Below are 23,512 nucleotides of genomic sequence, written 5' to 3'. Positions count from 1 at the left end.
AAGCCGGAACAGGTCCGGCAATGACGACGGAACGGACACCGCCCCGGCCGCCCTTACCGTCCCGCGCCGCCCGTCCTGGCCGCCTTGTCCTCGTCCCACCACCAGATGGTGGGGAAACCGTTGGAAAATTCGGGCAGCGTCTCGGGATGGCTGAAGCGGTTCCAGTGGGCGATGCGCGAATAGGTGAGGGTGTAGCCGGGCACCACGTAGTGGTGATGCAGCAGCACCCGGTCCAGCGCCGTCACCACGGCGAGCTGGGTGTCGCGGTCGTCGGCCACGACCAGCTTGTCGATCAGCGCGTCGACGCCCTTGTCGGCGATGCCGGCATAGTTGCGCGAGCCCGGCTCGTCGACGCTGGACGAGCCGAAGAAATAGCGCTGCTCGTTGCCGGGGGAGAATGACTGCACCCAGCTCGCATAGATCATGTCATAGTCGAAGCTGCGCAGCCGGTTGATATATTGGGGCGTGTCCACCATGCGGATGGACAACGCCACCCCGATCTGGCGCAGATTGGTGGCGAGGTTCTGCGCGATGGGCTCGAGCGTGGGCTGGTGCATCAGCAGTTCCATGCTGAGCTGGGTGCCGGTGGCGTCCACCAGCCGGTTGCCCTCCAGCACATAGCCGGCCTCGGTCAGCAGGCCCAGCGCGGTACGCAGATTGGCGCGCAATTTGCCCGGATCGCCATTGACCGGATTGGTGTAGATTTCGGTGAAGACCGAGGGCGGCACCAGGTCCCGGACGCTTTCGAGCACCGCCAGTTCCTCGCCTTCGGGCAGGCCCGAGGAGGCGAAGGGCAGGCCATGGAAATAGCTGTCGATGCGCTCGTACTGATTGTAGAAGACGGTGGCGTTCAGCTCCTCGAAGTCGAAGGCGTGGTTCAGCGCCTCGCGCACCCGCTCGTCCTGGAATTTCTCCCGGCGCAGATTGGGGATGAAGCCGGTCATCTGGCCGCTGCCATTATAGTCCTGGGGAAATTCCTCGCGGATCACCCGCCCATCGGCCACGGCGGGGAAATCGAAGCCGGTGGCCCAGCGGCGGGCGGTATATTCGCTCCACCAGTCGAACTGGTCGCCCTTGAACGCCTCGAACCACACCGATTCATCGAGGAAATATTCATAGCGGAGGACGTCGAAATTATTGGTGCCCACCCGGGTGGGATGGTCGGCGCCCCAGTAATCGGCGACCCGTTCATAGGTCACGGTGCGGCCGGCATCGAAGCTCGTCAGCCGGTAGGGCCCCGAGCCCAAAGGCGGCTCCAGCGTCGACTGGCCGATGTCGCGTTGCCTGCCATCCGCCGTCTCGCCCTCCCACCAATGCTGCGGCAGCACCAGCAATTGCCCCAGGATGTGGGGCAGTTCGCGATTGCCGGTCTGGTCGAAGGTGAAGGTCACCTCGCCCGGCGCCGTCACCTCGGCGTCGGTGACATTGGCGTAATATTGCGCATAGATGGGGCTGAGCTCGATCACCTTGTCGAAGGACCAGACCACGTCCTCGGCGGTCACTTTCTCGCCGTCATGCCAGCGGGCGTCGGGGTCCATGCGGAAGGTCACCGCGCCGTAATCGTCCGCTACCTTCATCGCCTCGGCCAGCAGGCCATAGGAGGTGTTCACCTCGTCCATGGAGGCGGTCATCAGCGTTTCATAGACGAGGCCGAGCCCGCTCGCCGCCTCGCCCTTGGGCAATATGGGATTGAAGGTGTCGAAGCCGCCGCGATCGCCCAGCCGCACCGTGCCGCCCTTGGGGGCCTCGGGGTTCACATAGTCGAAATGGGCGAAGCCTTCGGGATATTTCGGGCTGTCGGTCAGCGAATCGGCGTGCACCCAGACGCCGGTGGGCGTTTGCGCCGCCGCCGGCGCGGCAAGGGCGAGCAGGCCCGCGGCGAAAAGAAAAACCATGCTTGTCGGTCGCGGCATAACTCGGCTCCCATGCTTTGTGCGGGCAAAGTTTATCCGCCGGGCGGGGGCGGAGGCAATGCGCTCCCCTCCGCGGCAAGATCGAAGGCGGCGGCCAGCAGTTGGCGCGTATAGTCCTCGCGCGGGGCGGCGAAGATTTCGGCCGCCGGACCGGCCTCGACCACGCGGCCATGGCGCATGACGATCAGGCGATGGGCCAGCGCCCGCACGGTCCGCAGGTCGTGGCTGATGAACATATAGGTCAGCCCGCGCCGGCGCTGGGCGTCGCGCAACAGGTCGATGATCTGGGACTGGATGGAGACGTCGAGCGCCGAGGTCGGCTCGTCCAGCACGAGCAATTGCGGCTCCAGCACCAGCGCCCGGGCGATGGCGATGCGCTGGCGCTGCCCGCCGGAGAATTCGTGCGGATAGCGCGTGGCCGTTTCCGGGTCGAGCCCGACCTCGCGCAGCACCGCCGTCACCTTGTCGGCGCGCTGGGCCGGGGAAAGCTGCCGCATGTGCACCTTGAGGCCTTCCTCGACGATCTCGGCCACCGACAGGCGCGGGCTGAGCGAGCCGAACGGGTCCTGGAAGACGATCTGCATGTGCTGGCGCAGCGGCCGCAGCGCCTGCCAGGAGCGGTTCTCGATCGGCTGGCCCAGCACCACGATCCGCCCCCGCGAGGGGATCAGCCGCAGCACCGCATAGCCCAGCGAGGATTTGCCCGAGCCGCTTTCGCCCACCACCCCCAGCGTCTCGCCCTTGCCGATGGTCAGGTCCACCCCGTCGACGGCGCGGATATGGCCGACCGTGCGGCGCAGCAGGCCGCGCTTGACCGGGAACCACACTTTGAGGTCCTCGGCCTCGACGATGGCGGGCGCGTCGGCAGGCGGCTCGGGCGGCTCGCCCCGGGGCGCGGCGGCCAGCAGCTGGCGGGTATAATCGTGGCGCGGATCGGTGAAGATGGCGTCCACCGGCCCGGTCTCGACGATTTCCCCCTGCCGCATGACGCAGACCCGGTCGGCGATGCGCCGCACGATGGAGAGGTCGTGGGTGATGAACAGCATGGCCATGCCGTTCCGGCGTTGCAGCGCTTTCAGCAGCGCCAGGATCTGCACCTGCACGGTCACGTCGAGCGCCGTGGTCGGCTCGTCGGCGATCAGCAGTTTCGGATCGTTGGCCAGCGCCATGGCGATCATGGCGCGCTGGCGCTGCCCGCCCGAGAGCTGGTGCGGAAAATCGTCGATGCGGCCGGCGGGATCGGGAATGCCCACCGCTTCCAGCAGTTCGATGGCGCGGGCACGGGCCTGGTTCCGGCGCAGGCCCTGATGCAGGCCCAGCACTTCCCCGATCTGCCGCCCGATGGTGTGGACGGGATTGAGCGAGCTCATCGGCTCCTGGAAGATCATGCCGACGCGATTGCCCCGCACCGCCCGCAATGCCGCCTCCGGCGCGCCGGCGAGGTCGCGGCCCTCGAAAAGGATTTCGCCCGAGAGCGCCGCCGCGGGCGGCAGCAGCCGCAGGGTGGAAAGCGCCGTCACCGACTTGCCCGAGCCGCTCTCGCCCACCAGCGCCAGCGTTTCGCCCGGCGCGATGTCGAAGCTGACCTGCCGCACCGCCTCGGCGGCACCGAAGCGCACGGACAGGTCGCGGACCGAGAGCAGGGGCGAGGTCATCGGAAGGTCTTTCGCGGATCGAAGGCGTCGCGGACGGCTTCGCCGATGAAGACCAGCAGGGTCAGCATCAGGGCGATGGTGAAAAAGCCGGTGAGGCCCAGCCAGGGCGCCTGCAGATTGTTCTTGCCCTGCGCCAGCAATTCGCCCAGCGAGGGCGAGCCGGGCGGCAGGCCGAAGCCGAGGAAATCCAGCGAGGTCAGCGTCGCCACCGATCCCGACAGGATGAAGGGCATGAAGGTGAGCGTCGCCACCATGGCGTTGGGCAGCAGGTGCCGCCACATGATGACCGGATTGGAGACGCCCAGCGCCCGCGCGGCGGCGACATATTCGAAATTGCGGGCGCGCAGGAATTCGGCGCGCACGATGCCCACCAGGCTCACCCAGGAAAACAGCAGCAGAATGCCCAGCAGCACCCAGAAGCTGGGCGCGATGACGCTGGAGATGATCAGCAGCAGGTAGAGCGCCGGCACCGACGTCCAGATCTCGATCAGCCTTTGGGCGATGAGGTCGACCCAGCCGCCGAAATAGCCCTGCACCGCGCCTGCCAGCACCCCCACCGCCGAGGACACCACGGTCAGCACCAGCCCGAACAGCACCGAGATGCGGAAACCGTGCACGAGACGCGAGAGCACGTCGCGGCCGCGGTCGTCCGTGCCCAGCCAGTGATAATTGCCCTTATGGCAATCGGGGTCCTCCACCCCCAGCGGATAGCGCCGGCAGATGTCCTCGCGGCTTAAAAGGAAGCTGGGCGGATTGGCGCCGGAAAAGGCGATATTGCCGTCCACCGTGCCGTGGCTGAAGCGCACCGGCGGCCACAGCGCCCAGCCATTGGCGGCGATTTCCCCGGCGATGAAGGGATCGCGGAAATTGGTGGTGGCGAAGAAGCCGCCAAAGGTGGATTCGGGATAGTCGACCAGCGCCGGCACCAGCAATTCGCCCTTGTAGGACACCAGGATCGGCCGGTCATTGGCGATGAATTCGGCCCCCAGAGTCAGAACGAACAGCACGAGGAAGATCCAGAAGCTCCACCAGCCGCGGCGATTGGCGCGGAAATTGGCGAGGCGCCGCCGGTTGAGCGGGGACAGGGTCATAGGCTGCGGCTTTCGAAGTCGAGCCGCGGATCGACCCACATATAGGCCAGGTCCGAGACGAGGCCGATGACCAGCCCCAGCAGCGAAAAGATGTAGAGCGTCGCGAATACCACCGGATAGTCGCGGCTGACCACCGACTGGAAGCCGAGCAGGCCCAGCCCGTCGAGCGAGAAGATGGTCTCGATCAGCAGCGAGCCGCCGAAAAAGGCGCCGATGAAGGCGCCGGGGAAGCCGGCGATGATCAGCATCATGGCGTTGCGGAAGACGTGGCCGTAGAGCACCCGGCTTTCGCTCAGCCCCTTGGCGCGGGCGGTCACCACATATTGCTTGCCGATCTCGTCGAGGAAGGAATTCTTGGTCAGCAGCGTGGTGGTGGCGAAGGCGCCCAGCCCCATGGAGATGATGGGCAGGACCAGATGCCAGAAATAATCGAGCACCTGCCGCCACCAGGGGAAGCCGGCAAAGCCCGGCGAGGTGAGGCCGCGCAGCGGGAAGATCGACCAGAACGAGCCGCCGGCGAACAGCACCACCAGCGCCACGGCGACGAGGAAGCCCGGCACGGCATAGCCGACGATGACGAGCGTGGAGGTCCAGATATCGAAGCGCGAGCCGTCCCGCACCGCCTTGGCGATGCCCAGCGGAATGGAGATGCCATAGGCGATCAGCGTCATCCACAGCCCCAGCGAGATCGAGACCGGCATCTTCTCCTTGATCAGCTCGAGCACCGATATGTCGCGGTAATAGCTCTCGCCGAAATCGAAGCGCAGATAGCTGCCCAGCATGGAGACGAACCGCTCCAGCGGCGGCTTGTCGAAGCCGAACTGCCTTTCGATGCGCTCGACCAGTTCGGGCGGCAGGCCCTGGCTGCCGCGATAGCTCGAGCCGCCGGCCCCGGCGCCGGCCTGGCCCTGCTGGGCCACGAGATCGCCGCCCTCGCTGCCGGTCACCCGCTCCATGATGCCGCCGCCGGCGCCGGTCATATTGGCCAGCGCCTGCTCCACCGGCCCGCCGGGCGCGAACTGGGTGATCAGGAACGACACCGCCATGATGCCGAACACGGTCGGAATCATCAGCAAGAGACGGCGGATGATATAGGCGCCCATTCCCGCTCCGGCCCAAGGGATTTGCCCCAGCGATCGCCTTTGTGGCGACCGTCTCCACCGCAGGGCAAATCACCATGCAGTGAGGCGCCCGCCAATGCACCATGTCGCCGCCGCCTTGGCAAGACGGGCGCGGATGCGCATCGGACCGGTGTTTTTCCTCTCACCCTCCGCCCCCCACCGTTGCCCTCGGGTCGAAGCCCGAGGGCAGCATCGGTGCGGTTTTATGCCTCGTGAAAGTTCGCAAACCCCGGCGCATCTTCCCCCACCGTCATTGCCGGGCTCGTCCCGGCAATCCACCTTGCCGCCACACCGCATGGACCACCCCGCGCCCCACCGAACCCCCTTGCGTCCCCTTCCCCTTTCGGATCAGAATCGTTGCTGTTTCGAGGAGCCGCCGATGAAATTCCAGGCCATCGCCCAGATCGGGGACCAGGCCACCGCCAGGGTGCTGCTGGTGGCGTTGCGGGCGCATGGCTTCCATCCGCTGGAGCCGCGCGAGGGCGGGCTGCCCGGGGTGCCGAACCTTTTCGGGCCGGAGGGGTTTATCCTCGAGGTTCCCGAAGAGGAGGCCGAGGATGCCGGCGTACTGGTGGGCGATCTTCTCAAGGACATGGAAAAGCCGGTCCCCTAAAACGGCCACATTGCTCGCCAAGATGGCCCGATGCGGGATGGGCGATTGAACGGGGCGGGGAATTTGGTTTATATGCCGCCACAAGAGTTAACGTTCCTTAAGCCTTTGCGGCAGGAGTGATCAATGCAGGATTGGAAGCGCGGCGCTTCATCCGTCGTCAGCCTGGCCGCCGTTGCCCTTCTGGTGGCGGCCTGTTCTCCCAGCAGCCGGACCAATACGGCCAATCTCAACGTGGTGGGCGCGCCCCAGCAATTGCAGCCGGTGCAAAGCTCCACCGTGCAGCAGAACACGCTGCCGCCCATCGGGGCGACCGGCACGCCGGCGCCGGGCCTGTCGGGCCAGCCGGTCCTGGGTGGCCAGCCGGCGGCGAGCTCGACCGCGGTGGCGAGTGCGGGCAGCTCCATCGTCACCCTCGACCAGCCCATGGCCACGGGCCTGCCCAGCGGCCCCGAGGGCACCTGGAACGTGGTGGCCGGCGACCAGACCTGCCGGCTCAACCTGCCGCTCACCGCCAAGACCGGCACCAATTACTACCGCGCCTCGGCGCCGGGCTGCACCGTGCCGCAGATCGCCTCGGTGACCGGTTGGCAGCAGGTGGGCAGCCAGCTCCAGCTCTACGACGAGAACGGCAATATCGCCGCCTTCCTCGCCCCCTCGGGCGGGCGCTATATCGGCACGATGGGCGGCGGCCAGGCCGTCTCCATGGCGCGCTAGGGGCTTTCATGTTTTGACGGAATCGGCGACCAGCGCTCCCTCCCCCTTGAGGGCTTCGAACTGTCCCGTAGGGTCAATCGCTCCGGTGGAGCGATTGAAGGTGAGAAGGCCATGAGAGCTATGCTCGAATGGCTGGGCCAGGGGGGTTCGGGATTGTCCAGGAGTCCGATTGATCCATCGAGAATATCGATGGAGCGGAACCCCCACCCCTAACCCCTCCCCTCAAGGGGGAGGGGAACACGACAGCGGCCATTGCGCCGTCAGGCTCATATGCAATTCCGCTGCCCTTGAGAGGGAGTGTTTGCTTTGGACGCTTCTGGTTTGATCGTTGTTGCCCACACAAGCACTTTGCTGCCCTCGGGCTCGACCCGAGGGCCGGCCTGAGCGCCCCGAAACCGTGGGGGTATCTCTCCACGCACTGTCCCGTCGGAATATGTCTTGACCCCTCTGCCTGCCTCTCCCCACCCCGTCCGCGCCGCCTATGAGGCGCTTGCCGCCCGCCATGCCCTGACGCCCGATCCGGCGCAGCGCGACGCGGCGGGCGAACTGGACCGGGTTCTGGCGGACCTTGTGGCCACCAAGCCCAAGCGGATTTTCGGGCTGTTCGAAAAGCCGCAAAGCGTGCGCGGGCTCTACCTTCACGGCGAGGTGGGGCGGGGCAAGACCATGCTGATGGACCTGTTCTTCGCCGCGGTGCCGTTTGCGCATAAGCGGCGCCTGCATTTCCACGAATTCATGGACGAGGTGCATGCGGGCGTCGCCGCCTTCCGCAAGTCGAAAAAGGGACGCGACGACAATGCCGATCTGGTCGAGGCGGTGGTGCGCCCCATCCTCGCCTCGGGGCTGCGCCTGCTCTGTCTCGATGAATTCCATGTGCACGACATCACCAATGCCATGCTGCTCGATCGGCTGTTCGGCAAATTGTTCGCCGGCGGGGTGACGCTGGTGGCCACCTCCAATGTGGCGCCGGACGATCTTTACCGCGACGGGCTCAACCGCCAGCTTTTCCTGCCCTTCATCGCCCTGCTCAAGGAACGGACCGTGGTGGCGGACCTTCCCTCCGAGCAGGATTACCGGCGGCTCAAATTCGCCGGCCAGCACGTCTTCTCCTTCGGCGAGGGGCCGGAGGCGCGGGCCGCCATGGACGCGATGTGGCTGCGCCTCACCGGCGGCGAGGCGGGGGCGCCGGGGGTGGTGGAGAGCGTCGGGCGCCGCATCGCCGTGCCGCTCATGGCCATGGGCGCGGCGCGTTTCGGCTTTGCGGACCTGTGCGAGCGGCCGCTGGGCACGCGCGATTTCGTGCGCATCGCCCACCAGTTCGACGCGCTGGTCATCGACGGCGTGCCGCAGATGGGCCGCACCCGGTCCGACGCGGCCAAGCGCTTCATCCTGCTGATCGATTCGCTCTACGACCGCGGCGTCAAGCTCGCCGCCAGCTTCGCCGTGCCGCTCGAGCAATTGGGCGCCGACGACAAGACCGCTTTCGAGTTCCAGCGCACCCTCTCCCGCCTCACCGAGATGCAGTCCGAAGAATACCTCGCCAGGGGCCTGCGCGACGCGGCGGAGTGAGGTGTCGGCCCCTTCGCCTCCCTCCCCACAAGGGGAGAAAGAAGCGATCCACCTCCCTTTCTTCCTTCTCCCCTTGTGGGAGAAGGTGCCCGCAGGGCGGATGAGGGGTATTCTTTCGGTCCCTTTGCCCATCCGGCATCGCCCCATCGCCCATCGGCAAGGCTCATTCGCTGTTTGCGACGAAGGGTTCACTTGCCCGGCTGGGCCGACGGCGTTAAGACGTGCGCCAATTCAACGCAGTCCGGGATGATGACTTATGGCGCGCAGGAAGATTGCCCTTATCGGTGCGGGACAGATCGGCGGGACGCTGGCGCTGCTGTCGGCGCAGAAGGAACTCGGCGACGTCGTGCTGTTCGACGTGGTCGAGGGGGTGGGGGCCGGCAAGGCGCTCGACATCGCCCAGTCGGCGGTGACCCAGGGGTTCGACGTCGCCCTCAAGGGCACTTCCGAATATAAGGACATCGAGGGCGCCGACGTGGTGATCGTCACCGCCGGGGTGCCGCGCAAGCCGGGCATGAGCCGGGACGACCTGCTGGAAATCAACCTCAAGGTGATGGAGCAGGTGGGCGCGGGCATCGCCAAATATGCCGGGAACGCCTTCGTCATCTGCATCACCAATCCGCTCGACGCCATGGTGTGGGCGCTGCAGAAATTCTCCGGCCTGCCCACCGGCAAGGTGATCGGCATGGCCGGCGTGCTCGACAGCTCGCGCTTCTGCCACTTCATCGCCGAGGAACTGGGCGTATCCATCGAGGACGTCTCGGCCTTCGTGCTGGGCGGGCATGGCGATACCATGGTGCCGCTGGCCCGTTATTCCACCGTTGCCGGCATCCCGCTCACCGACATCGTCAAGATGGGCTGGCTGAGCAAGGACAGGCTGGACGAGATCGTGCAGCGCACCCGCGACGGCGGCGCCGAGATCGTGGGCCTGCTCAAGACCGGCTCGGCCTTCTACGCGCCCGCCGCCTCGGCCATCGCCATGGCCGAGAGCTATCTCAAGGACAAGAAGCGCGTCCTGCCCGCCGCCGTCCATCTGGATGGCGAATACGGCGTCAAGGGCACCTATGTCGGCGTGCCGGTGGTGATCGGCGCCGGGGGCGCCGAGAAGGTGGTGGAGATCGCCCTCAACGCCTCCGAGCGCAAGGCGTTCGACAAATCCGTCGCCGCCGTCGACGGCCTCATCGCCGCCTGCAGGAAGATCGCGCCCAAGCTGGCGTAAATCATCGGAGCCGCTGGCGGGAGCCGGCGGCTCGGCCCTTTCCGGTCTCCAGAATTGTCCGGTTATTGTCTGCCCACCCAAGGGGAAAAGCATGAATATCCATGAACACCAGGCCAAGGCGCTGCTCAAGGACTATGGGGCGCCGGTCGCCGCCGGCGTCGCCATCTTCTCGGCGGACGAGGCGGAGGCGGCGGCCAGATCGCTGCCCGGGCCGCTCTATGTGGTCAAGAGCCAGATCCATGCCGGCGGCCGCGGCAAGGGCAAGTTCAGGGAGCTGGGGCCCGACGCCAAGGGCGGGGTGCGCCTCGCCAAATCGGTCGAGGAGGTCGTCGCCAATGCCCGCGAGATGCTGGGCAATACGCTGGTGACCAAGCAGACCGGCGAGGCCGGCAAGCAGGTCAACCGCCTCTATATCGAGGACGGCGCCGATATCGCGCGCGAGCTCTATTGCTCGCTGCTGGTCGACCGCTCCAGCAGCCGCGTCTCCTTCGTCGTTTCCACCGAGGGCGGCATGGACATCGAGGCGGTGGCCGAGGCGACGCCGGACAAGATCGTCACCGTCGCCATCGACCCGGCCGCCGGCGTCACCGATGCGGACGTGGCCCGGATCAATTCGGCGCTCAGGCTGGACGGTGCGGCCGCCGAGGACGGCAAGAGCCTGTTTCCCTTGCTCTACAAGGCCTTCACCGAAAAGGACATGAGCCTGCTCGAGGTCAACCCGCTGATCGTCATGGAGGATGGCCGGCTGCGCGTCCTCGACGCCAAGGTCAGCTTCGACGACAATGCCGGCTTCCGCCATGAGGAGCTGAAGCCCCTGCGCGACCTCACCGAGGAGGACGCCAAGGAGATCGAGGCCAGCAAGTTCGACCTCGCCTATGTGGCGCTGGACGGCAATATCGGCTGCATGGTCAACGGGGCGGGCCTGGCCATGGCCACCATGGACATCATCAAGCTCTATGGCGCCGAGCCGGCCAATTTCCTCGATGTGGGCGGCGGCGCCTCCAAGGAAAAGGTCACCGCGGCCTTCAAGATCATCACCGCCGATCCGGCGGTGAAGGGGATTCTGGTCAACATCTTCGGCGGCATCATGCGCTGCGACGTCATTGCCGAGGGCGTCATCGCCGCGGTCAGGGAAGTCGGGCTCGCCGTGCCGCTGGTGGTCCGCCTCGAGGGGACCAATGTCAAGGAAGGCAAGGCCATTCTCGACAATTCGGGCCTCGACGTCATCTCCGCCGACGATCTCGACGATGCCGCCCAGAAGATCGTCGCCGCCGTCGGCAAGGCCGCCTGAAGCTCCCGCGCAGAAAGAGAAGCAAACCGATGTCTATTCTCGTCAACAAGGACACCAAGGTTCTCGTGCAGGGCCTCACCGGCAAGACCGGCACCTTCCACACCGAGCAGGCGCTGGCCTATTTCGGCACGAAAATGGTGGGCGGGGTGAACCCCAAAAAGGCCGGCGAAAGCTGGACCTCGGGCATCGACGCCTCGGCGGTGCTGCCGGTTTTCGCCAGCGTGGCCGAGGGCCGGGAGCGGACCGGCGCCGACGCTTCGGTGATCTATGTGCCCCCGGCGGGGGCCGCCGCCGCCATCGAGGAAGCGATCGAAGCGGAAATCCCGCTCATCGTGTGCATCACCGAGGGCATTCCGGTGCTCGACATGGTGCGGGTCAAGGCGAAGCTGGAAAAGTCGAAATCGCGCCTCATCGGGCCGAACTGCCCGGGCGTGCTCACCCCCGAGGAATGCAAGATCGGCATCATGCCCGGCTCGATCTTCTCCAGGGGCTCGGTCGGCATCGTCTCGCGCTCGGGCACGCTGACCTATGAGGCCGTGTTCCAGACCACCAATGAGGGCCTGGGCCAGACCACGGCCGTGGGTATTGGCGGCGACCCGGTCAAGGGCACCGAATTCATCGACGTGCTGGAGATGTTCCTCGCCGACGAGGCCACCAAGTCGATCATCATGATCGGCGAGATCGGCGGCTCGGCCGAGGAGGAAGCCGCCCAGTTCCTCATCGACGAGGCGAAAAAGGGCCGCAGGAAGCCGATGGCCGGCTTCATCGCCGGGCGCACCGCACCTCCGGGCCGCACCATGGGCCATGCCGGCGCGGTGATCTCGGGCGGCAAGGGCGGCGCCGAGGAAAAGATCGCCGCCATGGAAGCGGCGGGGATCCGGGTATCGGCCTCGCCGGCCCGCATCGGCGCGACGCTGACCGAGGTGCTCAAGGGCTGAGCGGAGGCAAGATGCTCCTGGAAACGCTGTGCTGCTCTCGAGGGCAGCCCGGTGTGGGGAATAAATTGAGCCAGGAGTCCATCGCCCCCTCCCCCTTGAGGGGAGGGGTTAGGGGTGGGGGTTCCGCTCCATCGATATTCTCGATGAATCAAGCGGACTCCCGGACAATCCCAAACCCCCACCCCCGGCCCCTCCCCTCAGGGGGGGAGCAAAGGCAACGGTTCCGCCTGGCAAGGGCGCAGCGGGGGCCATGCGACCAATGTCGGTCGCGCTTCGGTCACGGTTCGGTGCTAGTCGTGGCCCATACACGATCGAGTGAGAAGGCGCCCCTTGCGGGCGCCGCAAGTCTTAACAAGATACAAAGGAACAGCGGTCAATATCGCTTCATTGGTTTGACCGCATCTGGCATCGGCCGAGGGCCGGTTCGTTGAGAAGGATGACAGGGCGCAACACCCTGCGACGCACGCGATGACACGACAGGAAAAGAACGACACGTTCTTGCTGACCTCTTTCCTCTACGGAGGGAACGCCGACTACATCGAGCAACTCTATTCCCGCTACAAAGCGGATCCTTCCAGCGTCGATCCGACCTGGGCGAGCTTCTTTTCCCGGCTCGGCGACAGCCCGGCCGAGGCTCTCAAGAATGCCGAGGGACCGAGCTGGGCCCGCCGGGACTGGCCGCGCGCCGAAAGCGGCGAGCTGGTCAGCGCCTTCGACGGCGACTGGGGCGAGGTGGCGCTCAAGACCGGCAAGGCGGTCGCCGCCAAGGCCGCCGCCGAGGGCAGGCCCGCCCCCGATGCGGCGGACGTGCTGCAGGCCACCCGCGATTCGATCCGCGCCATCATGATGATCCGCGCCTATCGCATGCGCGGGCATCTGCATGCCGATCTCGATCCGCTCAAGCTCAGGGCCGACGATGTGGCGCCCGAGCTCGACCCGGCCAGCTACGGCTTCACCGAAGCCGATTTCACCCGGCCGATCTTCATCGACAACGTGCTGGGCCTCGAATACGCCACCATTCCCGAAATGCTCGCCATCCTGCGCCGCACCTATTGCGGCACGCTGGGCATCGAGTTCATGCATATCTCCGCGCCCGAGGAGAAGCAGTGGATCCAGGAGCGGATCGAGGGGCCGGACAAGGAGATCAGCTTCACTCCCGAGGGCAAGAAGGCGATCCTCAACAAGCTGGTGGAGGCCGAGGGCTTCGAAAAGTTTCTCGACGTCAAATATACCGGCACCAAGCGCTTCGGCCTTGATGGCGGCGAGGCCACCATTCCGGCGCTCGAGCAGATCATCAAGCGCGGCGGCGCGCTGGGCATCAAGGACATCGTCTTGGGCATGGCCCATCGCGGCCGTCTCAACGTCCTGACCCAGGTTCTGGGCAAGCCGCATCGCGCGCTGTTCCACGAGTTCAAGGGCGGCGCCTTCTACCCCGACGACGTCGAGGGTTCGGGCGACGTGAAATACCATCTGGGCGCCTCGTCCGACCGCAGCTTCGACGACAACAGCGTGCACCTGTCGCTGACGGCCAATCCCAGCCATCTGGAAATCGTCGACCCGGTGGTTCTGGGCAAGGCCCGCGCCAAGCAGGACCTGCATATCTCGCCCGAGGGCAAGCTGGCCCAGTTCGACAAGGAAGCCCCGATCGACCGCTCCAGCGTGCTGCCGCTGCTGATCCATGGCGACGCCGCCTTTGCCGGTCAGGGTGTGGTGGCCGAGTGCCTGGGCCTGTCCGGCCTCAAGGGCCATCGTACCGGCGGCTCGATCCATTTCGTCATCAACAACCAGATCGGCTTCACCACCTCGCCGATCCATTCGCGCTCCTCGCCCTATCCCACCGATGTCGCCAAGATGATCGAGGCGCCGGTGCTGCACGTGAACGGGGACGATCCCGAGGCGGTGGTGTTCGCCGCCAAGGTGGCGGTCGAGTTCCGGCAGAAGTTCGGCAAGCCGGTCGTCATCGACATGTTCTGCTATCGCCGCTTCGGCCATAACGAAGGCGACGAGCCCAGCTTCACCCAGCCGCTGATGTATTCGCGCATCCGCTCGCACAAGAGCACGCTCGAACTCTATGCGGAAAAGCTGATCGGCGAGGGGCTGGTGACCGCCGCCGATGTCGACCGGCTCAAGGCCGACTGGAAAGCGAAGCTCGAAGGCGAATTCGAGGCCGGGCAAGACTACCGCCCCAACAAGACTGACTGGCTGGACGGGCAGTGGAAGAGCTTCCGGCAGGCCGACGACGAGGGGCCGCGCCGCGGCAAGACCGGCGTGGCCATCGACCGGCTGGTGGAGATCGGCACGCGGCTCACCGACGTGCCCGCCGATTTCAACGTCCACCGGACGGTGAAGCGCTTCCTCGACAATCGCCTCGCCGCCATCAAGTCGGGCGAGGGCATCGACTGGGCGACCGCCGAGGCGCTGGCCTTCGGCACGCTGGTCACCGAGGGTTATCCGGTGCGCCTGTCCGGCCAGGACTGCGAGCGCGGCACCTTCAGCCAGCGCCATTCGGTGCTGAACGACCAGCAGGTCGACAACCGGACCTTCACCCCGCTCAACAATCTCGACCCCGAGCAGGCCCGCTACGAAGTCATCAACTCCATGCTCTCGGAAGAGGCGGTGCTGGGCTTCGAATACGGCTACTCGCTGGCCGAGCCCAAGGCGCTGACCCTGTGGGAGGCGCAGTTCGGCGACTTCGTCAACGGCGCGCAGGTGGTGATCGACCAGTTCATCTCCTCGGGCGAGCGCAAATGGTTCCGCATGTCGGGCCTGGTGATGCTTTTGCCGCATGGCTATGAAGGGCAGGGGCCGGAGCATTCCTCCGCGCGGCCCGAGCGCTTCCTGCAATTGTGCGCCGAGGACAACATGCAGGTCGCCAACTGCACGACGCCGGCCAACTACTTCCACATCCTGCGGCGCCAGTTGAAGCGGGATTTCCGCAAGCCGCTGGTGCTGTTCACGCCCAAGAGCCTGTTGCGCCACAAGCGGGCGGTTTCGGGCCTGGTGGAGCTGGGGCCGGATAGCTGCTTCCATCGCCTGCTCTGGGACGACGCCGAGGCGCCGGGCCTGCCCAAGACCACCATCAAGCTGGTTCCGGACGACAAGATCAGGCGGGTGCTGCTGTGCACCGGCAAGGTCTATTACGACCTGCTCGAGGATCGCGAGAAGCGCGGGGTGGACGATGTCTATCTGCTGCGCATCGAGCAGCTCTATCCGTTCCCGGCCAAGGCGCTGCTGGACGAATTGAACCGTTTCCCCAACGCCGAAGTGGTCTGGTGTCAGGAAGAGCCCCGCAATATGGGAGCCTGGGCTTTCATCCAGCCTTATGTAGAGTGGGTGTTCGACCAGATGGGCCGGACCGGCCAGCGCGTGCGCTATGTGGGCCGGGCGGCCGCCGCCTCGCCGGCCACGGGCCTGATGCGGACCCATCTCGAACAGCTCCAGGCGTTCCTCGAAGACGCATTCGCTGAATAGCCCAACGAAGAAGGACACAATTTCATGTCGACAGAAATCCGCGTGCCGACGCTGGGCGAAAGCGTCACCGAGGCCACGATCGGCCAGTGGTTCAAGAAGGTGGGCGATGCCGTCGCCGCCGATGAGCCCCTGGTTGAGCTCGAGACCGACAAGGTGACCATCGAGGTTCCGGCGCCCGCCGCCGGCGTGCTGGAAACCATTGCGGCCCAGCCCGGCGAGACCGTGGATGTGGGTGCGCTGCTCGGCGCCATCGCCGCCGGCGCCGGTGCGGCCGCCGCGGCGCCCGCCGCTGCGCCCCCGGCCGAAGCCAAGAGCGAGGTTCCGGCCAATAATGCCGCCGGTCCCGAGCCGATCGAGCCGGAGCCGGCCCCCCGGCCGGTGACCGCCACCGACCGCGCCCCGTCCCCTTCGGCCCGCAAGCTCATCGACGAGAACGACCTCAAATCCGGCGACATCGCCGGTTCGGGCAAGGCCGGTCAGGTGCTCAAGCAAGACGTGCTGGCGGCCCTGGCCCAGCCTGCCGCCGCGCCGGCCCCCGCCGAGGCCAAGGCTCCGGCCGCCCCGCGCGCGCCGGTCGCCGCCGATGACGCCTCGCGCGAGGAGCGGGTGCGCATGACCCGCCTGCGCCAGACCATCGCCCGCCGCCTCAAGGACGCGCAGAACACCGCCGCCATGCTCACCACCTTCAACGAGGTGGACATGAAGCCGATCATGGACATGCGCAACGCCTATAAGGAGCTCTTCGAGAAGAAGCACGGCGTCAAGCTGGGCTTCATGGGCTTTTTCGCCAAGGCGGTGGTGCATGCCCTCAAGGAGATTCCGGCGGTCAATGCCGAGATCGACGGCGAGGACATCATCTACAAGAACTACGCCCATATCGGCGTGGCTGTGGGCACCGACAAGGGCCTCGTGGTGCCGGTGGTGCGCGATGCCGACCGGCTGAGCATGGCCGAGATCGAAAAGGAGATCGGCAAGCTGGGCCGCAAGGCCCGCGATGGCCAGCTCTCCATGGCCGACATGCAGGGCGGCACCTTCACTATCTCCAATGGCGGCGTCTATGGCTCGCTGATGTCCACGCCTATCCTCAATGCCCCGCAGTCGGGTATTCTGGGCATGCACAAGATCCAGGAGCGGCCCGTCGTGGTGGGCGGCCAGGTCGTGGTGCGCCCGATGATGTATCTGGCGCTTTCCTACGATCACCGGATCGTCGACGGCAAGGAGGCGGTGACCTTCCTCGTGCGCGTCAAGGAAAGCCTCGAGGCGCCCGAGCGTCTGGTCCTCGATCTCTAGGTTCTGCTGCATCCGGGTATTTTTGAAGGGCTCGCTCCGGCGGGCCCTTTTGTTCACCAAATGGTGTGCGGGGCAGGGCGAAATGCTAACGATGTGTTAGCGAACAATGCGGTTATGCAAGTGCGATGTGACCGCGTTTTCGGAGAGTTCGGTGTTGCGAAGGTTTGTAGCTGTTTGCGTGGCCCTGGCGCTGCTGTCCGCGCCCGTCGCGGCGCAGGAGGATGGCGATTCCGCCCTGGTGGGCGAGCTGATGGCCTTTCACGGCTCGCGGGCCATCATCGACGTGATGACCACCCATTGCTACGAGACCACCGGGCTCGACACCGCCTACAAGACCGCCTCGGAAAACTGGTATCTGAGGAATATCAGCTACTTGGACCTGGCCGACCGGGTCATCGAGCGGCTGGGCGGGGGCGCCGAGGGGCAGCGGGAGGCCGCCGAGATCTATGGCGGCAGCCAGATCATGACCGCCTATAACCAGGCGCCGGACAAGACCGTATTCTGCCGCGCCTTTCTCGAACAGGTCGAGGACGGGGCGCTCGATATCGACCGGCAACTGCCCGAAATATTGAAACGGGCCCAGGAAATTTCCGCGTCCTGACCGCCAATCCATTGAATTATAATATAAAATAGAACCCGCGCTTTTATGGCCTTCGCCCTCTGGGCCAAAGGGCGCGTTGCCCGCCCCGCTCAGGTGGTGTATCGGATTTCATGCCGGCCCGGCCGGCAGCGCAGCAGCTTATCGATCGTTCGGGGCAATCCATCATGTCAGACCAATTCGACCTCACCATCATCGGCTCGGGCCCGGGCGGCTATGTCTGCGCCATCCGCGCGGCCCAGCTCGGCATGAAAGTCGCGGTGGTCGAAAAATGGCCCACGCTGGGGGGCACCTGCCTCAATGTCGGCTGCATCCCCTCCAAGGCGTTGCTGCACGCCTCGGAACTGTTCGAGGAAGCCGGACATGGCTTCAAGGCGCTGGGAATCGACATTCCCGCGCCCCAGCTCAATCTGGGGCAGATGCAGCTCCACAAGAGCGAGACGGTCGCCTCCAATGTCGGCGGTGTCGATTATCTCTTTAAAAAGAACAAGATAACCGTTTTCCGCGGTATCGGCTCGATCCCCGCTGCCGGCAAGGTTCTGGTGACGCCGCAGAGCGGCGCGCAGACTGAAATCTCCACCAGGAACATCGTCATCGCCACCGGCTCGGTCTCGGCCGACCTGCCGGGCATCGAGATCGACGAGAAGACCGTGGTGACCTCGACCGGCGCCCTCGAGCTGGACCAGGTACCGCAGCGCCTGGTGGTGATCGGCGCCGGCGTCATCGGGCTCGAGCTGGGTTCGGTGTGGGCGCGGCTGGGCGCGCAGGTCATCGTGGTCGAATATCTCGATCGTATCCTGCCCGGCATGGACAGCGAGGTGGCGCGCCAGTTCCAGCGCATGCTGCAGAAGCAGGGCATGGAGTTCCGTCTCTCGAGCAAGGTCACCGGCATCGACAGGCAGGACGACGGCTCGCTCAGGCTCGCCGTCGAGCCCTCGGCGGGCGGCGAGGCAGAGGTGCTGGACGCCGACGTCGCGCTGGTCGCCATCGGCCGCAAGCCCTTCACCGAAGGGCTGGGGCTCGAACTCGCTGGCGTGGCGCTGGACGAGCGCGGCCGGGTGCGGGTGGACGGGCATTACAAGACTTCCGCGGACGGCATCTACGCCATCGGCGACGTGATCGCCGGGCCGATGCTGGCGCACAAGGCCGAGGACGAGGGCATCGCCGTCGCCGAGATTCTGGCGGGGCAGGCAGGGCACGTGAACTATGCCGCCATTCCCTCGGTGATCTACACCAATCCCGAGGTCGCCTCGGTCGGCAGGACCGAGGACGAGCTCAAGGCCGACGGCATCGACTACAAGATCGGCAAATTCCCCTTCACCGCCAATGGTCGCGCCAAGGCCATGCAGGCGACCCAGGGCTTCGTCAAGATCCTGGCGGACGTGGAGACGGACCGGGTCCTGGGCGCCCATATCGTGGGCAGGAACGCCGGCGAGATGATCCACGAGCTGGTGACGCTGATGGAGTTTTCCGGCGCCGCCGAGGATTTGGCGCGCACCACCCATGCGCACCCGACCTTGTCCGAGGCGATCCGCGAGGCGGCGCTCGCCCTTGGCGACGGGGCTATTCACATCTAGAGCGTCGGACCGATGCCATCCTTCGAGGCCGGGAGGGCGGCTCCCGGGCGTCGCGCCCCGGACCGCCGCCCTTCAAGGATCGCGCCATGCTGTTCATCGGCTTTTACATCGCCATCACCGCCGAGGCCATGACCGCCGCGCTGGCGGCGGGCCGGCGCAACATGGACTGGTTCGGGGTATGCCTCATCGCCTGCGTGACGGCGCTGGGCGGCGGCACGGCCCGGGACATATTGCTCAATCACTATCCGCTCGTGTGGGTGGAGAACCCTTACGTGCTGCTGCTGGTGTGCGGCGCGGCGCTGATGACCATCGCCCTGGCGCGCATCGTGGCGCGGCTGAAATGGCCCTTCCTCCTGCTCGACGCGCTGGGCCTCGTGGTCTTCACCATCATCGGCTGCAATATCGGCATCGAAAGCGGCGTGCATCCGATCATCGTCATCGTCGCCGGCATGATCACCGGCATCTTCGGCGGCATCCTTCGCGACGTGCTGTGCAACGACATTCCGCTGGTGTTCCAGGGCGAGCTTTACGCGACGGTCTCCATCGTCACCGGCGTCGTCTACTATCTTGGGCTCATGGCCGGCGTTCCGGTCGACCTGATGGTGATCATCTCCATGGCCGTGGGGTTCCCGCTGCGCGTCATGGCCCTGGCCTTCAAGTGGGAAATGCCCAGATTTGTCTATGACCGCGAGATGCGCAAATAAATCCGCATCGTTCCGGCGGACCGGCCTGCCGTGGCGTCGATATGTCTGGTCAAGGCCGGCCCTGCCGGGGCAAGATGCCGCGACACTCAAATGCTTTTGTGGAATGGAGTTTTACGTTGCGACAGACTTGGCGATGGTTCGGCCCCAAGGACCTGACCAGCATCGACGACATCATGCAGGCCGGCGCCGCGGGCGTGGTCAGCGCGCTGCATCATGTGCCCAATGGGGCGGTGTGGACCCCCGAGGACATTGCCAGGCGCCATGAGGAGATCGCCACGCGCAAGGACGGCAGCGCCTCGGGACTGACCTGGGACGTCGTCGAAAGCCTGCCGGTCAGCGAGGACGTCAAGAAACAGAAGGGCGACTGGCGCGAGCATATCGAGAATTACAAAATCTCGATGCGCCATCTCGCCGAAAGCGGCCTCGAGACCATCTGCTACAATTTCATGCCGGTGCTGGATTGGACGCGCACGGATTTGCGCTGGGAAGTAGCCCATGGCGGCTCGTGCATGCGTTTCGACATCAATGACTTCGCCGCCTTCGACATCCATATCCTCAAGCGCCCCGGGGCCCCGGTGGACTACAGCAACGTCATTGCCGACGAGGCCGCGCGCCGTTTCGAGGCGATGAGCGAGGACGAAAAGAAACAGCTTTCCCGCAATGTCACCATGGGCTTGCCGGGTTCGACCGAATCCATGACGCTCGAGGACGTACAGGCGCATCTGGATGAATACGGCGCCATCAGCCGCGATCGGCTGCGCGCCCATTTCGTGACCTTCCTGGAAGAAGTGGTTCCGGTGGCCGAGAAACTGGGCCTGCGGCTCTGCTGCCACCCGGACGATCCGCCCTTCGCCCTTTTGGGCCTGCCGCGGGTCATGTCCACCGAGGAAGACTATCGCTACATGCTCGATGCCGTGGACAGCCCGGCGAACGGCATGACGCTGTGCTCGGGCTCGCTCGGCGTACGGCCGGACAACGACCTTCCCGGCATGATGGAGCGCCTCGGCTCGAAGGTGCATTTCCTGCATCTGCGCAACGTCAAGCGCGGCAGCGACGATATCGTGGGGTCCTTCCACGAGGCCGAGCATCTGGGCGGGGATACCGACATGGTGGCGCTGATCGCCGCCATCCTCACCGAGGAGCGCCGCCGCAAGCAGGCGGGCCGCAAGGACTGGGAAATCCCCATGCGTCCGGACCACGGCCAGGACATTCTGGACGATCTGGGCCGGCGTTCGCAGCCCGGCTATCCCACCATCGGGCGCATGAAGGGGCTGGCGGAGCTGCGTGGCGTCATCACCGCGCTGGAGCACGCCCAGTTCGGCCTGCCCGCGCGCTGACGGCCTCACGGCCCGGGACATATCGTTCCGGGCCGGTCTTGCCTCCAGGTTTCAGCGCAGCCATCCCGGCATGAAGCGCAGCCGCGGCTGGGCGGGCAGGTGACGCATCAGCCGCTGATAGATCAGGCCGAAGACGAAGAAGATCACCAGCGACACCAGCAGGAAATAGAGAGCCGCCACCGGGAAGTGCAGGAAGGCGTTGAAATCCCGCTCGAACAGGCCCTTGGCGGTGATCATCAAATCCTTCTGCGTCCCGATCACGGGAAGGGCGAAATAGACGATGGCGGTGGCGTGGAAGAGGAAGACCACCTCATTGGTATAGGCCGGCCAGGCGAGGCGGATGAGATTGGGCCAGACCACGCGCCGGAACTGCTGGGACCGGCTCATGCCATAGGCGCGGGCCGCCTCGACGGCCCCGCGCGGCACCGCCCGCAGGGCCCCATAGAAGATTTCCGCCGAATAGGCCGAGGTGTTCAGCACCAGCACCAGCGGCCCTATGAACAGCGGATGCAGCACGAAGCCGGAGATGCCGAGCGGCCGCCACACGGCGACGTTGAGCGAGAGGGCCAGCGAATAGAACATGAAGAACTGGATGAACAGCGGCGAGCCCCGGAACGCATAGATATAGCCGCGCGACAAAAGATTGACGAGCGGATTGGAGGACGCCTTCCCCAGCGCGAGGAATACCGCGAGGACGAAGCCGATCGGAATGGAAGCGGCGGCAAAATAGATGTTGAACAGCACCGCCGGCGCCATGATGGCCAGATCGTCGAGAAATGCCTGCATCAGGTGGGCTCCTCGCTGAGGATGCCGCGTCCGGCCCGGCGCATGAGCGCCTCGAAGACGCGCTCGGAGAGCCAGGTGACGAGGATGTAGAAGACGAAGAGCACCAGATAGTAGCGCCAGCGCCAGTCCTCGTGCACGAGGCCGACGGCCGGCAGGAAGTTCGGCGCCCCCAAGCGGTCCGCCCACAGCACGATATCGGCGATCTGCAGCAGGGAGAGCAGCGAGGTCGATTTGACGATCAGCATCCAGACATTGGACAGGCCCGGCAGCGCATAGACCCACATCTGGCGGATATGCACGCGCCAAAGCACTTGAGTGCTCGACATGCCGTAGGCGCGCGCCGCCTCCAACTGGCCGGCGGGCACCGCCCGCATGGCGCCGTGAATGACATTGGTGGCGAAGGCGCCATAGACGAGGCCGAGCGATACGCTGGCTAGGAGCAGATATTCGCCCGTGCCCAGGAACCAGTTTGCTTCCTTGCAGGGCGGCCAGGGCGAGGTCTGGGCGGCGATGGCTTCAGGCGTGCAGACCTGGGTGGAGACGAACCATTCCACGGCCTGTTCGAAGGCCAGGGGAAAGAACAGGAAGAACAGCACGTCCGGCACGCCGCGCACGATGGACGAATAGGTCGAGCCGATCAGCCGCAGCGGGAAATGGCGGGAGGCCTTGAGGGTGGCGCCCAGCAGACCGAAGACCACGGCGAAGAACCCGCCAACGAGCGCGGCGAAAATGGTGAACTGGAAACTGCCGTACCAGGCGAGATGCTTGCCATTGGTGAGGTAGGACAGCCAGAAAGTGACGTCTTCGATCATTCAGATGCCCGAGCGAACGGGCTCCCGGCCGAAGGGCCGGGAGCCGGGCCAGATTAGTCGGCGTAATAGGGGCCACGGCCGTCGAACCATTGGGCGATGAGCCCGTCGACGGTGCCGTCCGCCTTGAGGGCGGCGATGGCGTCGTTGATCCTGGCGGTCAGGTCGGCGTCTTCCTTGCGCAGGCCGACGGCCATGCCTTCGCCGATCATGATCTCCGGGCCGGTATATTCGATCGATCCGCCCGAGGCGCTGACGATGGGATCGACATAGGCGCCGTCGGCGAAGATGGCGTCGAGATTGCCGGCGGCGAGGTCGGCCACGGCCTGGTCGGCGGTGGTGAAGGAAATCACGGTGTTGTCCTGGGCGAGATTGCTTTCGGCATGATCGGCCTGGATGGTGCCGCCCTGCACGCCGATACGGGCGCCCGAGAGGGGCTCGAAGTCGATGGCGGCGCCGGCGAGGGCGACGTAGCGCGACGGATCGGGCGGGAAATATTCGTCGCTGAAGTTGATCGTCTGCTGGCGCTCCTCGGTGATCGACATGCCGGCCATGATGGCGTCGTAGTTGCCCGCGAGCAGGTTGGGGATGATCGAATCCCAGTCGTTGACGATGAATTCGCAGGACAGTCCGGCCTGCTCGCAAATGGCGTGCGCCAGGTCGATCTCGTAGCCGGCGGGTTCGCCGCTGTCGTTGAGGAAGTTCCAGGGGGCATAGGCGCCTTCGGTGGCGATGCGCACATTTTCCTGGGCGAGGGCGGGGGTGCCGAATGCGAGGACGGCGGCTGCCGCCAGCATCATCTTCTTCATCTTGTTC

At 65.7% G+C, this 23,512-nt stretch carries 19 protein-coding genes; 12 read left to right on the top strand and 7 right to left on the bottom strand.

Annotation, left to right across the window (positions count from 1 at the left end; translation table 11 throughout):
* Nucleotides 1-53: 53 nt before the first annotated feature.
* Genes ACFOOL_RS02000 through ACFOOL_RS01985 form a run of 4 tightly spaced genes read right to left on the bottom strand, consistent with a single transcriptional unit; the run spans nucleotide 54 to nucleotide 5,762 of the window.
* Nucleotides 54-1,895, bottom strand: coding sequence for an extracellular solute-binding protein (locus ACFOOL_RS02000; protein ID WP_380094402.1), 1,842 nt, complete (start codon nucleotides 1,893-1,895; stop codon nucleotides 54-56).
* 50 nt (nucleotides 1,896-1,945) lie between these two features.
* Complete coding sequence (locus ACFOOL_RS01995; RefSeq protein ID WP_380094399.1) at nucleotides 1,946-3,568, bottom strand: ABC transporter ATP-binding protein; 1,623 nt, start codon at nucleotides 3,566-3,568, stop codon at nucleotides 1,946-1,948.
* On the bottom strand, nucleotides 3,565-4,659 hold the full coding sequence (locus ACFOOL_RS01990; protein WP_380094397.1) for an ABC transporter permease: 1,095 nt from the start codon (nucleotides 4,657-4,659) through the stop codon (nucleotides 3,565-3,567). Before ACFOOL_RS01990 ends, ACFOOL_RS01995 begins: the two co-directional genes overlap by 4 nt.
* Nucleotides 4,656-5,762 carry a microcin C ABC transporter permease YejB gene (locus tag ACFOOL_RS01985; RefSeq protein ID WP_380094395.1) on the bottom strand — a complete coding sequence of 369 codons (1,107 nt, stop codon included), beginning with the start codon at nucleotides 5,760-5,762 and terminating at the stop codon, nucleotides 4,656-4,658. The genes ACFOOL_RS01990 and ACFOOL_RS01985 overlap by 4 nt, the downstream gene beginning before the upstream one ends.
* Nucleotides 5,763-6,159: 397 nt before the next feature.
* Between ACFOOL_RS01985 and ACFOOL_RS01980 the strand changes: the two genes are divergently transcribed.
* The 12 genes from ACFOOL_RS01980 (at nucleotide 6,160) to uxuA (ending at nucleotide 21,101) form a co-directional block, all read left to right on the top strand.
* Nucleotides 6,160-6,393: a hypothetical protein gene (locus ACFOOL_RS01980; RefSeq protein ID WP_380094394.1), complete on the top strand. Its 234-nt coding sequence runs from the start codon at nucleotides 6,160-6,162 to the stop codon at nucleotides 6,391-6,393.
* Between the two features lie 123 nt (nucleotides 6,394-6,516).
* Entirely contained in the window at nucleotides 6,517-7,107 is a 591-nt protein-coding gene (locus ACFOOL_RS01975; protein ID WP_380094392.1) for an AprI/Inh family metalloprotease inhibitor, read from the top strand.
* A gap of 438 nt (nucleotides 7,108-7,545) precedes the next feature.
* Nucleotides 7,546-8,676, top strand: coding sequence for a cell division protein ZapE (zapE, locus tag ACFOOL_RS01970; protein WP_380094390.1), 1,131 nt, complete (start codon nucleotides 7,546-7,548; stop codon nucleotides 8,674-8,676).
* A gap of 256 nt (nucleotides 8,677-8,932) precedes the next feature.
* Nucleotides 8,933-9,895, top strand: coding sequence for a malate dehydrogenase (gene mdh / locus ACFOOL_RS01965; protein ID WP_380094388.1), 963 nt, complete (start codon nucleotides 8,933-8,935; stop codon nucleotides 9,893-9,895).
* A gap of 91 nt (nucleotides 9,896-9,986) precedes the next feature.
* Entirely contained in the window at nucleotides 9,987-11,186 is a 1,200-nt protein-coding gene (sucC, locus tag ACFOOL_RS01960; RefSeq protein WP_380094386.1) for an ADP-forming succinate--CoA ligase subunit beta, read from the top strand.
* 29 nt (nucleotides 11,187-11,215) lie between these two features.
* Nucleotides 11,216-12,124 (top strand): succinate--CoA ligase subunit alpha, encoded by a 909-nt coding sequence (gene sucD, locus ACFOOL_RS01955; RefSeq protein WP_380094384.1) that lies wholly within the window; start codon nucleotides 11,216-11,218, stop codon nucleotides 12,122-12,124.
* Between the two features lie 468 nt (nucleotides 12,125-12,592).
* On the top strand, nucleotides 12,593-15,595 hold the full coding sequence (locus ACFOOL_RS01950; protein ID WP_380094382.1) for a 2-oxoglutarate dehydrogenase E1 component: 3,003 nt from the start codon (nucleotides 12,593-12,595) through the stop codon (nucleotides 15,593-15,595).
* Between the two features lie 24 nt (nucleotides 15,596-15,619).
* The gene (odhB, locus tag ACFOOL_RS01945) at nucleotides 15,620-16,885 is read left to right on the top strand and encodes a 2-oxoglutarate dehydrogenase complex dihydrolipoyllysine-residue succinyltransferase (protein WP_380094380.1); all 1,266 of its coding nucleotides are present in this window, start codon (nucleotides 15,620-15,622) and stop codon (nucleotides 16,883-16,885) included.
* Between the two features lie 154 nt (nucleotides 16,886-17,039).
* A complete protein-coding gene (locus ACFOOL_RS01940) occupies nucleotides 17,040-17,486 on the top strand; it encodes a hypothetical protein (protein ID WP_380094378.1) in 447 nt (148 codons plus the stop codon).
* A gap of 164 nt (nucleotides 17,487-17,650) precedes the next feature.
* Nucleotides 17,651-19,060 carry a dihydrolipoyl dehydrogenase gene (lpdA, locus tag ACFOOL_RS01935; protein WP_380094376.1) on the top strand — a complete coding sequence of 470 codons (1,410 nt, stop codon included), beginning with the start codon at nucleotides 17,651-17,653 and terminating at the stop codon, nucleotides 19,058-19,060.
* An 86-nt stretch (nucleotides 19,061-19,146) separates the two neighbouring features.
* On the top strand, nucleotides 19,147-19,764 hold the full coding sequence (locus tag ACFOOL_RS01930) for a trimeric intracellular cation channel family protein (protein ID WP_380094374.1): 618 nt from the start codon (nucleotides 19,147-19,149) through the stop codon (nucleotides 19,762-19,764).
* Nucleotides 19,765-19,880: 116 nt separating this feature from the next.
* A complete protein-coding gene (gene uxuA, locus ACFOOL_RS01925; protein ID WP_380094373.1) occupies nucleotides 19,881-21,101 on the top strand; it encodes a mannonate dehydratase in 1,221 nt (406 codons plus the stop codon).
* A 51-nt stretch (nucleotides 21,102-21,152) separates the two neighbouring features.
* Here the strand turns inward: uxuA and ACFOOL_RS01920 are convergent, their stop codons facing one another.
* Genes ACFOOL_RS01920 through ACFOOL_RS01910 form a run of 3 tightly spaced genes read right to left on the bottom strand, consistent with a single transcriptional unit; the run spans nucleotide 21,153 to nucleotide 23,505 of the window.
* A complete protein-coding gene (locus tag ACFOOL_RS01920) occupies nucleotides 21,153-21,887 on the bottom strand; it encodes an ABC transporter permease subunit (protein WP_380094372.1) in 735 nt (244 codons plus the stop codon).
* The gene (locus tag ACFOOL_RS01915) at nucleotides 21,887-22,699 is read right to left on the bottom strand and encodes an ABC transporter permease subunit (RefSeq protein WP_380094370.1); all 813 of its coding nucleotides are present in this window, start codon (nucleotides 22,697-22,699) and stop codon (nucleotides 21,887-21,889) included. Before ACFOOL_RS01915 ends, ACFOOL_RS01920 begins: the two co-directional genes overlap by 1 nt.
* Before the next feature lie 53 nt (nucleotides 22,700-22,752).
* Nucleotides 22,753-23,505: a transporter substrate-binding domain-containing protein gene (locus ACFOOL_RS01910; RefSeq protein ID WP_380094368.1), complete on the bottom strand. Its 753-nt coding sequence runs from the start codon at nucleotides 23,503-23,505 to the stop codon at nucleotides 22,753-22,755.
* Between the last annotated feature and the right edge of the window lie 7 nt (nucleotides 23,506-23,512).

It is taken from the genome of Devosia honganensis, from assembly GCF_042648785.1.
Lineage (GTDB): Bacteria > Pseudomonadota > Alphaproteobacteria > Rhizobiales > Devosiaceae > Devosia > Devosia honganensis.
Note: the sequence above shows the minus strand (reverse complement) of the source record. Positions and strands in the feature narration are given on the sequence as shown.

Excerpts from the sequence above, each read along its gene's own strand:
- ACFOOL_RS02000 (WP_380094402.1), bottom strand. The coding sequence starts at position 1,895 with ATGGTTTTTCTTTTCGCCGCGGGCCTGCTCGCCCTTGCCGCGCCGGCG.
- ACFOOL_RS01995 (WP_380094399.1), bottom strand. The coding sequence starts at position 3,568 with ATGACCTCGCCCCTGCTCTCGGTCCGCGACCTGTCCGTGCGCTTCGGT.
- ACFOOL_RS01990 (WP_380094397.1), bottom strand. The coding sequence starts at position 4,659 with ATGACCCTGTCCCCGCTCAACCGGCGGCGCCTCGCCAATTTCCGCGCC.
- ACFOOL_RS01985 (WP_380094395.1), bottom strand. The coding sequence starts at position 5,762 with ATGGGCGCCTATATCATCCGCCGTCTCTTGCTGATGATTCCGACCGTG.
- ACFOOL_RS01980 (WP_380094394.1), top strand. The coding sequence starts at position 6,160 with ATGAAATTCCAGGCCATCGCCCAGATCGGGGACCAGGCCACCGCCAGG.
- ACFOOL_RS01975 (WP_380094392.1), top strand. The coding sequence starts at position 6,517 with ATGCAGGATTGGAAGCGCGGCGCTTCATCCGTCGTCAGCCTGGCCGCC.
- mdh (WP_380094388.1), top strand. The coding sequence starts at position 8,933 with ATGGCGCGCAGGAAGATTGCCCTTATCGGTGCGGGACAGATCGGCGGG.
- sucC (WP_380094386.1), top strand. The coding sequence starts at position 9,987 with ATGAATATCCATGAACACCAGGCCAAGGCGCTGCTCAAGGACTATGGG.
- sucD (WP_380094384.1), top strand. The coding sequence starts at position 11,216 with ATGTCTATTCTCGTCAACAAGGACACCAAGGTTCTCGTGCAGGGCCTC.
- ACFOOL_RS01950 (WP_380094382.1), top strand. The coding sequence starts at position 12,593 with ATGACACGACAGGAAAAGAACGACACGTTCTTGCTGACCTCTTTCCTC.
- odhB (WP_380094380.1), top strand. The coding sequence starts at position 15,620 with ATGTCGACAGAAATCCGCGTGCCGACGCTGGGCGAAAGCGTCACCGAG.
- lpdA (WP_380094376.1), top strand. The coding sequence starts at position 17,651 with ATGTCAGACCAATTCGACCTCACCATCATCGGCTCGGGCCCGGGCGGC.
- ACFOOL_RS01930 (WP_380094374.1), top strand. The coding sequence starts at position 19,147 with ATGCTGTTCATCGGCTTTTACATCGCCATCACCGCCGAGGCCATGACC.
- ACFOOL_RS01920 (WP_380094372.1), bottom strand. The coding sequence starts at position 21,887 with ATGCAGGCATTTCTCGACGATCTGGCCATCATGGCGCCGGCGGTGCTG.
- ACFOOL_RS01915 (WP_380094370.1), bottom strand. The coding sequence starts at position 22,699 with ATGATCGAAGACGTCACTTTCTGGCTGTCCTACCTCACCAATGGCAAG.
- ACFOOL_RS01910 (WP_380094368.1), bottom strand. The coding sequence starts at position 23,505 with ATGAAGAAGATGATGCTGGCGGCAGCCGCCGTCCTCGCATTCGGCACC.